This is a genomic window from Streptomyces sp. IBSBF 2435 (assembly GCF_036815005.1).
Classification (GTDB): domain Bacteria; phylum Actinomycetota; class Actinomycetes; order Streptomycetales; family Streptomycetaceae; genus Actinacidiphila.
The window spans coordinates 20,190-29,787 of record NZ_JAJSYW010000075.1 but is presented as its reverse complement, the minus strand read 5'-3'; the positions used below and the strand labels follow the sequence as shown (position 1 = coordinate 29,787).

General features: G+C 75.3%; 8 protein-coding genes, 1 other RNA gene and 2 pseudogenes. 8 read left to right on the top strand and 3 right to left on the bottom strand.

Annotation, left to right across the window (positions count from 1 at the left end; genetic code table 11):
- Positions 1-223: 223 nt before the first annotated feature.
- On the bottom strand, positions 224-1,438 hold the full coding sequence (locus V7E46_RS16875; RefSeq protein WP_443054193.1) for a hypothetical protein: 1,215 nt from the start codon (positions 1,436-1,438) through the stop codon (positions 224-226).
- A 221-nt stretch (positions 1,439-1,659) separates the two neighbouring features.
- On the opposite strand from V7E46_RS16875, the pseudogene V7E46_RS16870 reads away from it, so the two are divergent.
- The 4 genes and pseudogenes from V7E46_RS16870 to V7E46_RS16855 all read left to right on the top strand — a co-directional run.
- A pseudogene (locus V7E46_RS16870) lies at positions 1,660-2,180 on the top strand (ABC transporter substrate-binding protein); the annotation flags it as partial.
- A gap of 145 nt (positions 2,181-2,325) precedes the next feature.
- Positions 2,326-3,198: a Nif3-like dinuclear metal center hexameric protein gene (locus V7E46_RS16865; protein WP_333769170.1), complete on the top strand. Its 873-nt coding sequence runs from the start codon at positions 2,326-2,328 to the stop codon at positions 3,196-3,198.
- Positions 3,195-3,935: a zinc ribbon domain-containing protein gene (locus V7E46_RS16860; RefSeq protein WP_333769172.1), complete on the top strand. Its 741-nt coding sequence runs from the start codon at positions 3,195-3,197 to the stop codon at positions 3,933-3,935. The genes V7E46_RS16865 and V7E46_RS16860 overlap by 4 nt, the downstream gene beginning before the upstream one ends.
- Positions 3,821-4,561 (top strand): annotated as a pseudogene (locus V7E46_RS16855) (histidine phosphatase family protein); the annotation flags it as partial. The gene V7E46_RS16860 and the pseudogene V7E46_RS16855, both read left to right, overlap by 115 nt.
- 56 nt (positions 4,562-4,617) lie before the next feature.
- Here V7E46_RS16855 and eda read toward each other — a convergent pair.
- Positions 4,618-5,235, bottom strand: a complete 618-nt coding sequence (gene eda / locus V7E46_RS16850) for a bifunctional 4-hydroxy-2-oxoglutarate aldolase/2-dehydro-3-deoxy-phosphogluconate aldolase (RefSeq protein ID WP_333769169.1) — start codon at positions 5,233-5,235, stop codon at positions 4,618-4,620.
- A 482-nt stretch (positions 5,236-5,717) separates the two neighbouring features.
- Complete coding sequence (yaaA, locus tag V7E46_RS16845; RefSeq protein ID WP_333769168.1) at positions 5,718-6,497, bottom strand: peroxide stress protein YaaA; 780 nt, start codon at positions 6,495-6,497, stop codon at positions 5,718-5,720.
- A gap of 172 nt (positions 6,498-6,669) precedes the next feature.
- On the opposite strand from yaaA, the gene rnpB reads away from it, so the two are divergent.
- The 4 genes from rnpB (at position 6,670) to V7E46_RS16825 (ending at position 9,463) form a co-directional block, all read left to right on the top strand.
- Positions 6,670-7,072: RNase P RNA component class A (gene rnpB, locus V7E46_RS16840), an RNA gene on the top strand.
- 366 nt (positions 7,073-7,438) lie between these two features.
- Complete coding sequence (locus V7E46_RS16835; RefSeq protein WP_333769167.1) at positions 7,439-7,738, top strand: hypothetical protein; 300 nt, start codon at positions 7,439-7,441, stop codon at positions 7,736-7,738.
- Between the two features lie 35 nt (positions 7,739-7,773).
- Entirely contained in the window at positions 7,774-8,427 is a 654-nt protein-coding gene (locus tag V7E46_RS16830) for a hypothetical protein (protein ID WP_333769166.1), read from the top strand.
- A 61-nt stretch (positions 8,428-8,488) separates the two neighbouring features.
- Positions 8,489-9,463, top strand: coding sequence for a hypothetical protein (locus tag V7E46_RS16825; protein WP_333769165.1), 975 nt, complete (start codon positions 8,489-8,491; stop codon positions 9,461-9,463).
- The last annotated feature ends 135 nt before the right edge of the window (positions 9,464-9,598 follow it).

Here is a 9,598-nt window from a genome sequence, read left to right as displayed (position 1 = left end):
GGTCGGGGGGCTCGGGGGACGCCGGGCCGCGGTGGCGGCCGGCCCGCCCGTCGGAATACTGCCGCTCAGCGGTACTGGCGTCGGACATGCGCGTAACTCCCCGTGGAATGGCGGCGCCGCCAAAAGCGGGCAGGCAGGGGGAACCCGCGGTCACGTTGGGTACCCCGGCGCCCGACGGCGAGTGGCGAGTCTACTGGCGGTCCCCCGGCCCCCCTCACCGGGGTCACCCGGCGCGCGCACCGGCCAACGGCGCCTGCTGCAGAGGCAGTACGCACCACTCCCGGCGTGCGGAAGGAGCCGGGGCCGGCGGCCGGGCGGGCGCCTGGACGACAGCGCCCTCGGACAGGGCGAGCACCGGCTCGGGCCAGCTGGCCGGCGGATCGTACGCGGCGAGCCCGCACCCGCGGTCACCGGCGGCGTACGGCAGCCGCAGTTCGTCCCCCGGCAGCCACATGCCGGCCGCGCCCAGCCACCCGGGCGGCGACGCCCGCCAGTGCAGCCGGCGTTCGCCCGGCCGCCACAGCGCCAGCGACTCCGCCCCGCCGGGCACTTCCGCCCGCAGCGCCACCACCGACGCCTCGGGCATCAGGATCTGCCCGGGCTGCGCGGCGACCGGGGTGAGCAGGGCGCCGGGCACCCGCAGTGCGTCGGGGAAGCGCACCGGGCGCCTGCTGCCCAGCACCCCCCATCCGAGCCGCGCCTCGCCGGTGGCGTCGCTGCGCAGCAGCAGCAGACCGCTGTCGGGCTCGGCGAGCAGCAGCCGGTCGTCGCTGTCGGCGGTGATCTGGAGCAGCGGGCTGACACGCCCGGTGTGCAGATCGGCGGCGACCGCCTTCGTACACCCGTCGAGTTCGCGGTCCACCGCGAGCAGTCGCCCGGCCCGGTCCAGCCAGACCCCGCCGGTGCAGCGGCCCGGCACCGTCATGACCAATTCAAGCCCGGCGCCCGCCGTCCCGTGCACCCGCCAGATCCCGGTGCGGTCGCCGTGCTCCTCGTGGCCGAGGGCGTACGCGGCGCCGGGTGCGGGCGGCAGCAGGCGTACGTCGCCGCAGGGGAGCGAACCGACCAGCAGTTCGCCGCAGCCCGGGTGGAGCAGCGCGAGGTCGTGCCGGTCGGCGACCCGGCGCCTGATCAGCACCCGCCCGCCGGCCAGCGGCAGCACCTGCGTGCCGGGCTCCTCCGGCTGCCGCCCGGGCAGGGGTACGGCGTACGGCTCGGGACCGGCGAGCGTCCACCGCTCGGGGAGCAGTCCGCCGCCCTCAGGCCCCCCGCTCCCGCCGGGCGTCACGGTCTCGGCGAGGCAGGCCGCGTACGCGCCGTCCGCGGCGATCGTGAAGCCGGACCGGCGCACGGTAGGCGGTGCGCCCGCTGTACGAAGGGCGCTCATGGCACCTACCGCGCTGACGGCGCTCATGGCGCCCACTGCACTGACGGTCATATGAATCGTCCACCTCCGGCACAGGACCGTAATTTCATACTTCCGGACGATCAACGCGAGTCGGTGCAGTTCACACGTAAGGGTGTCGCTTCACGCGATTCCGCCGTGCGAGTGGGACGCGTGTGCTGCGTGGGAGGGAGGTGGACGCGCTTGGCCGGCCGCTGAGGTTAGTCCCGCCTAAGAAAGAACATTCCGCCGAACCGCCGTCCAGGAGTGCCCCCATGTCTGTCCGGCGCCGCCACACCGCCGTCGTCGTCCTCGCCGCCGCCGCGGGCCTCTCGCTCGCCGCCTGCGGAAGCTCCTCCGACGGCGCGGGCGGTGAGAACGGCACCGCCGCCAAGGGCAAGGACAAGCAGTCCGTCGCCAAGGGCGGCAGGGACTTCGGCTCGGCCGCCGACAAGACCGTCGCGATGGGCACCGACGCAAGCCCGGCCAGTGGCCGCGCACCGTCACCCACGCCATGGGCACCACCGTGGTCACGGCACGGCCCACCCGGGTCGTGGTCCTCGACGTCGGCGCACTCGACAACGTCGTCTCCCTCGGGGTCAAGCCGGTCAGCTACGCGCCCAGCGAGGGCTCGCCCGCGCTGCCCTCCTATCTGAAGAAGGACGGCGGACAGCCGAAGAGCGTCGGCACCATCAACAGCCTGAACCTGGGGGCCGCCGCCGGCCTCCACCCCGGCCTCATCCTCGGCAGCCAGCTGCGGGCGGCCCCGCAGTACGCGGCGCTCAGCGGGATCGCGTCACCGCCGCCGAACAGGTCGCCGCCGACCTCAAGCGCCGCCTGGCGGGCTGAGCCCGGCACCGCGGGTCCGGCCCGCCACCGGGGACGATCCGGCGCCCGCCTCCCGGGGCGGGTCCGGCGGCAACCCGGGTAACCTTCCCTACGTGCCCCGTGTCTGTGACGTCATCGCCGCCCTCGACGCCCTGTGGCCCCCGGCACTGGCCGAGGCCTGGGACGCCGTCGGCCTGGTCTGCGGCGATCCGGCAGCGGAGGTCGGCCGGGTCCTCTTCGCCGTCGACCCGGTGCAGGAGGTCGTCGACGAGGCCGTCGCGGCCGGCGCGGGCCTGCTGGTCACCCACCACCCGCTCTATCTGCGCGGTACGACGAGCGTCGCCCCGGTCGGGCCGGCCGGCTTCAAGGGGCGGGTCGTCCACGACCTGATCCGCAACGGCGTCGCCCTCTATGTCGCCCACACCAACGCCGACCGCGCCGACCCCGGTGTCTCGGACGCGCTGGCCGCCGCCGTGGGCCTGCGGGTCACCGGGCCGCTCGTGCCCGACCCCGCGGACCCCGAGGGCCGCCGCGGCCTCGGCAGGACCGGTACGCTCGACGCCCCGCTGAGCCTGGCCGAGTTCGCCGAGCGGGCCGCCCGCGGGCTGCCCGCCACCGCGACCGGGCTGCGTATCGCGGGCGACCCGGCCGAGCCCGTGCGGACCGTCGCAGTGTGCGGCGGGTCCGGGGACAGCCTCTTCGAGCAGGTGCGGGCCGCGGGTGTGGACGCCTACCTGACCGCCGACCTGCGCCACCACCCCGCCTCCGAGGCGCGCCAGGCCGCACCTCTCGCACTGCTCGACGCCGCGCACTGGGCCACCGAGTGGCCGTGGTGCCCGCAGGCCGCCCGCCAGGTCGACACGCTCGCGGAGCGGCACGGCTGGGCGCTGAGCACCCAGGTCTCCTACGCCGTCACCGACCCGTGGACGGCGCACGCACCCTCCGCTTCTTCCGTCCCTTCCAGCAGCCCAGGAGCCCCCCGCTGAACGCCGAGCCCGCCGACCAGATCCGTCTTCTCGAAGTCCAGGCCCTCGACGCGCGCATCGCGCAGCTGGACCACAAGCGCAGGACCCTTCCCGAGCACACCGAGCTGGAACGCCTCGGCGCCGACCTCGCCCAGCTGCGCGACCTGCTGGTCGCCGCGCAGACCGAGGAGAGCGACACCGCACGCGAGCAGGCCAAGGCGGAGCAGGACGTCGACCAGGTGCGCCAGCGGGCCGTACGCGACCAGCAGCGGCTGGACTCCGGCGCGGTCGGCCCCAAGGACCTGGAGAACCTCAGCCGCGAACTCACCTCGCTGGCCAAGCGGCAGTCCGACCTGGAGGACGTCGTGCTCGACGTCATGGAGCGCCGCGAGACCGCCCAGGAGCGGGCCACGGAACTGGCCGCCCGGGTCGAGTCGTTGCAGGCCAAGACCGCCGAGGCGGAGGCCCGCAAGTCCGCGGCCCTCGAAGGCCTCGACGCCGAGGGCTTCACCGCGTCCAAGCAGCGCGAGGTGCTGGCCTCGACCGTGCCCGATGACCTGATCAAGCTCTACGACAAGCTCCGCGCCCAGCAGGGCGGTGTCGGCGCCGCCCGGCTCTACCAGAAGCGCTGCGAGGGCTGCCGCCTCGAACTGAACATCACCGAGCTGAACGACGTACGGGCCGCCCCCGCCAACCAGGTCGTGCGCTGCGAGAACTGCCGCCGGATCCTGGTGCGTACGGCCGACTCCGGGCTGTAGTGGACACGGCGGCGCCGACCGTCCTGGTGCTGCTGCGGCACGGCGAGACCGAGCACACCGCGCAGCGGCGCTTCTCCGGCAGCGGCGGCGCCGATCCCGCGCTGTCCGAGCACGGCCGCGCACAGGCCGAAGCCGCCGCGGGGACGGCCGTCGTGGAGACGGTCGAGGCGGTGGTGACCTCGCCGCTGGCCCGCTGCCGGCAGACCGCGCAAGTGGCCGCGGACCGGCTCGGACTGCCGGTCGCCGTCGCGGACGGGCTGCGCGAGACGGCGTTCGGTGCGTGGGAGGGCCTCACCTTCGCCGAGGTGCGCGAGCGCCACCCGGCCGCGCTCGACGCCTGGTTCGCCTCACCGGCCGCCGCGCCGCCCGGCGGTGAGAGCTTCGACGACGTCACGTCCAGGGTGGCCCGCACCCGGGACGAACTGCTGGCCGCGCACCGCGGCCGTACGATCCTGCTGGTCAGCCATGTGACCCCGGTCAAGACCCTGCTGCGGCTCGCCCTCGGCGCACCGCACGAGGCCGTCTTCCGCATGGACCTCGCCCCCGCCGCACTGTCCGCGGTGGCCTACTACGCCGACGGCAACGCGTCCGTGCGCTTCCTCAACTCCACGGCCCACCTGGGCTGATCCGCCCGCGCGGTCACCTGCCGAGCGCGCGGGTCTCCTCGGCCACCCGCGGCACCCTAGGACGTGAGCGCCGCCGCCTCCTTGGCGAGTGCGGTGACGCCGTCCCAGTCACGGGCGGCGAGCAGGTCCGGCGGGATCATCCAACTGCCGCCCACACAGGCGACGTTCGGCAGCGCCAGATACCGCGGCGCCCGGGCCGCGTCGATCCCGCCCGTCGGGCAGAACCGCGCGTCGGGCAGCGGCGAGGCCAGCGACCGCAGGAACGGCACACCGCCGGCCGCCTCGGCGGGGAAGAACTTCATGTCGGTGACGCCGCGTTCGAGCAGGTCGAGGACTTCCGACGCGGTCGACACCCCGGGCAGATACGGCAGCCCGGTCCCGCACGCCGCGTCGAGCAGCCGCTCGGTCCAGCCCGGGCTGACCAGGAAGCGGGCGCCCGCTGCGGTCGCCGCCGCCGCGTGGTCGGGCGTCAGCACGGTCCCGGCCCCGACGACCGCCCCCGGCACACCGTGCGCCACCGCCTGGATCGCGTCCAGCGCGGCCGGCGTGCGCAACGTGATCTCGATGGCCCGCAGCCCACCCGCGAGCAGCGCCCGCGCGAGCGGTACGGCGTCGTCGGCGTCCTCCACGACGACGACGGGTATCACGGAGGCGAAGCCGAGCACGGAGTCCATGCGCCTATCCTGTCCCCCCGGATCATCCTCTGCAACGCTCGTTGCGTCCTGTGCAACGTTCCTGCCTGGTGGGGGGCGTGCGGCGCAGTTCCCCGCGCCCCTGAAGCGTGCCCTCTGCGGCAGAGGGCGAGCCCCCTCGGCAGGGGCGCCCCGCAGGGGCGCGGGGAACGACGCCGCGGCAGGCGAAGGGCAACAGGACGGGGCACCCACCCAGGGGAGCGGGGAACCGCGCGCGCAACCACGACGGCGCGGCCGACAAGCACGCGCCGCAGGGGCACCCACCCAGGGGCGCGGGGAACCGCGCGCGCAACCACCCTGGCGCGGCAGGCGAAGGGCAACAGGGCGGGGCACCCACCCAGGGGTGCGGGGAACCGCGCGCGCAACCACGCCGCCGCGGCAGGCGGCAGCTCACCGCAAGTGGCAACACAGGCCCGCGGCCCCGCGCCGACCCGCACCCGGGGGCGAAAACAGCCCCGCAGGGCTCAGTGGAGGTCGTGCACCAGGACGTCGAGCCGCCCTCCGTCCCCCTCCACGGTGAAACCGAGATCGCGCAGGTCCGCCGCCAGCCCCGCCGGGGTCCTGGGCCGCGCCCCGGCAGTGAGCAGCGCCCGCACCAGCCGCCCCTTCGTCGCCTTGTTGAAGTGCGACACGACACTCCGCCGCTCGACCCCGTCGACGACGCTCACCTGCAGCACCCGCACGGTCGCCGTACGCCCGGCGACGTCGCCCTGGGGCCGCCAGGCCCCGGCGTAGGCCGAGGAGCGCAGGTCCAGCACCAGCCCACCGCCCGCAACCTCCGGCAGGACCCGGTCCAGGTGCGGCTTCCAGTACGCGGCGAGCCCGCCGGCCACCGGCAGGCGTACGGCCATGGAGCAGCGGTAGGCCGGAATACGGTCGGCGAGCCGTACCGCGCCCCACAGCCCGGAGAAGACCAGCAGCGACTGCCCGGCCCGCCGCTTGGCCGCGGTGTCGAGCGTGCCGAGGCCGAGCGCGTCGTAGAGGACCCCGGTGTAGAGCCGCCCGGCGGGCATCGCGGGGGCGGTGCGCAGGCCGGCGTTCTTGACGACCTCGCCGCGCAGCCCTGGGCTGAGCCCGAGCACGTGCGCGGCCTTGTCCTCGTCGGCGGCGCACAGGCCGATCAGCTCATCGAGCACCGCCTCGCGGGCCGCGCCGAGCCCGGGCAGCGAGAGCCCGTCGAGCGCGACCGGCCGCCCGCGTACGGCGGTGGCCTTCCCTTCCGACGGCGGCAGCAGGACGAGCACAGCTTCTCCTTCACGGGTGCGGACCCGCAGCAGCCTACGCGGCACGTTCCACCGGCGTGACGCCCGCCGCGACATGCGCGTTCCACCGGCCGACCGACCGGGCGCACCGCGCCGAACGAGGGTGCCCGCACCCCGGCGCGCGCCTGATCCACTACGATGGCGGTACGGCAGACGAGCCGGGCGGACGGCCGCGTCAGGATCTCAGGGTCCTGCCGAGGAAGGTCCGGGCTCCACAGGGCAGGGTGATGGCTAACGGCCACCCGGGGTGACCCGCGGGACAGTGCCACAGAAAACAGACCGCCGGGGACCTCGGTTCCCGGTAAGGGTGAAACGGTGGTGTAAGAGACCACCAGTGCCCAGGGCGACCTGGGCAGCTAGGTAAACCCCACCCGGAGCAAGGTCAAGAGGACGCCGCAGGATTGCGTCGTCCGCGCGGACGTCCGAGGGCTGCCCGCCCGAGTCCGCGGGTAGACCGCACGAGGCTGTCGGCAACGGCAGCCCTAGATGGATGGCCGCCACCCGGCCGGCCGCGAGGCCTCCGGGTACAGAACCCGGCCTACAGCCCGACTCGTCTGCCGCCAGCCTTCGGGCCCTGGCCGAAGCGGGTACCGCCCCGGGGGCCGGCGGACGCGGATCGAGCAGGCCGGCCGTGCCACGGGTCAGCCGGCCCTCGCCCCGCCGCGGCCTGACCCGAACACCCTCACGCCGACCGCCCGTTCGCGGCCTCGGGTCGGGCCGGTATGACCCGTACGGCCGCCGCGCCGGGGGAACGCCTCCGCCGTATCGCGGGCTTTTGTCGCCCCCCGCCGCCCTGCCGTGCTTCCCGTCAGGGACACCGTGTCGTCTGCGATGGCGGATCGTTGGAAAGGGCACGGCTCGGACATATGCGACGAGTGCATCCGTACAGGCACCGGGATCCGCCCGGGTCGAGGAGGAATGCGGTGGGCACGGAAATGCGCGGTGTGGGGAAGGCGAGTGCACGGGCCGCGGTGATGGGCGCGGTCGCGGGAGCGGCGCTGCTTCCGGCCGGTGCCGCCCACGCGAGTGTCCTCGGGATCGGCGACGCGGTGTTCGGCAACGCCTGCGTCGACCAGGACCGCGCCGCACAGTCCGAGGGTGCCACGGCGGCCGGCAGCGGAGTCGGCGGCGGCAACCAGGCCGCGCTGCCGCTGAGCCTGCAGCGCAACCACTGCGGCACCAGCGGAATCGTCCGCACCGCCGTCTTCGGCTCCTCGGTCTGACCTGCCGCGACCAGCGGGCGGAGGTGACGGGTCGGATGGCCTCGGACGCGGCGGCAGACGCGGCGGCGGGTACGGCGGCCGGCGCGCGCCTCGAAGACCGCGCGGTGACCGAACTGCCCGCCCTGAGCGGGCAGGCGCTGCCGCTGCTGCGGCAGTGGGCAGCCGCGGAGCCGGACTCCGGCACGGCGTGCGCACTGCTGACCCTGGCGACCTGCGACCGCCTCGGCGACGCTGAGCTGAAGGACGAGCTGGTCATCGCGCACCGGGACGCGCAGGCCGCGGGGGAGCGGCAGGCGAGCGTCGTCTACGGGGTCTACCTCTTCTCGCACCGGATACGCGCTCAGCGCCGAGCAGCTGGCGGCGCACTTCGCCCGCTGGCCCGCCGCTGCTCCGCCGACCGGCGCCCCGAGTTCCGCGACGCCCTGGCCCCGGTGGTCCAGGCACTGGCGGAGGTCACCGCGGGGCGTCCCCGGGCGGCGGTGGACCTGCTGACCGCCCTGGGCGCGGACGCCGAGCGGATCGGCGGGGTCCGGGTGGAGCGCGAGATCATCCAGGACACCCTCGCCCGCGCCCTGGCCGACGCGGGCGAGCACGTCCGCTCGGCCGCCCTGCTCCACCCCCGTACGAGCGCCCGCCGCCACCACGCCTACGAGGACCTGCTCCTCGCCCCCGCCGCCGGGCACCGCTGAATCCGTACTGACGCCGTGCCGTCCGCCACCCGGCCCGGCCTCTTCCTCCCGGAGACCCCTCATGCCCGCAGCCCAGATGATCGTCGTGTCCCTGCCGGGCAGCGGAACCCCGCTGCTGGCCGACATCACCAGCGCGCTCGGCTACGCCTCCTACGGCACCATGAGCGGCGGCCCGTCGGCCGGCGCCCAGCAGCCCGGCCCTGGTGAGGTCTACCCCCTGCTCCGCGCCGCTTACGGCGCCGAGCACGCCGCCGCCCTGCTCAATCCGAACGGGGCGTGCCGCAAATCCCTGGAACCGGCCTTCCAGCAGGCGGTCAGCGCCCTCTGGCGGGTCTGGTGGACCCGGCTGGGCCAGCCCACCACGCACGCCTCACCCGTCGACCCCGACGCCGGGCACCGGCTGGCCCGCCTGCCCGCGACCGACCTGCTCGGCCTGCTGCCCGGCCGCGGCTGCTGGTACGTCACCGGGCTGGACCTCCGCCGTGCCGACCCCGGCTTCCTGAGCGCCTGGCGGTCCGGCGGCCGGCCGCCGATCGTCCTCCACGACCGCGACATCCGCGACCGGATCATCAGCCAGATCCGCGCCCTCACCCACCCCGCGGGCCAGGTCGGATCGCTGCCCGAACACCTCGTCTACCGCGACATCCTCACGGCTCTGCCCACCCTGGAAGCCCGCATCACCCTCGCCCTGACCGACCCGGGCTTCCCCGGCACGCACGAAGCCCGCGGCAGCCGATGGCTCCGCCACCACCCCGCCGTCTGCGCGGTCACCCACGAAGAACTCGCCGGTCCCGCCGCGGCCTGCGAACAGGCCCTCGGCCGCCTCCTGCGCGCCACCGGCCGGCCGAACACCGCGGAAGTCGTCGCCGACTTGACGCAACTGACCACGAACAGCCCCGCCGACCCGGCCACCGGCACCGGGCGCACCCTCTTCACCCCCGAACACGAACGCCTGCTCCGCCACCACCACGGCGACCTCCTGCCGCCGGGCCCGCCGACCGACGTCCCGGCGGCGCACGCAGAAGAGATGACGTGACGTCACATCCGCAAGGGCTGGTAACGCCCGGATCGTCTGCCGCCGGGGGCCGGATTCGTCATCGGCCGGGTGCTGAGGGGGCGGCGGGCGTGACGGAAGCGGGGGGGGGGGGGGGGGGGGGGGGGGGGGGGGGGG